Here is a 447-nt window from a genome sequence, read left to right as displayed (position 1 = left end):
GGGCAGGCAACGCGACATGCCGGACGGTGAAAAAAATCCGTGGCCGCCGAAATCCTTTACGCAAGCGTTGCGGCTGCTTATGAGGGCAAGCCATGCATAAAATCGTCTCCAAGGAAAAACTGAAAGCACGACTCCAAAAGCTGCGACAGGAGGGAAAAACCATTGTTTTCACGAATGGCTGCTTTGATATCCTCCATGTGGGGCACGTCCGCTATCTCCGGGAGGCAAAGAAGCTCGGGGACGTGCTGATCCTGGCCCTGAACAGTGACACCTCCGTCCGGGCCATCAAGGGGGAGAAGCGGCCCCTGGTCCCGGAGGACGAGCGGGCCGATATCATGGCGGCCCTGGAATGCATCGATTTTATCGTGATCTTCCCGGAGACGACCCCCGGGGAATTGATCGAATATCTGGAACCCCACGTTCTCGTCAAGGGCGGCGACTGGCGGG

1 protein-coding gene is annotated in these 447 nt (G+C 57.9%); it reads left to right on the top strand.

What is annotated here, in order from left to right; translation table 11 throughout:
• Window positions 1-92 precede the first annotated feature (92 nt).
• The coding region (locus tag ACMUOY_RS20810) for an adenylyltransferase/cytidyltransferase family protein (protein ID WP_413894606.1) at window positions 93-447 on the top strand (355 nt) is incomplete at its 3' end.

The organism is Candidatus Skiveiella danica, assembly GCF_022705245.1.
GTDB lineage: Bacteria > Pseudomonadota > Gammaproteobacteria > Burkholderiales > Burkholderiaceae_C > Skiveiella > Skiveiella danica.
This window is presented reverse-complemented; position numbering and strand designations above follow the sequence as displayed.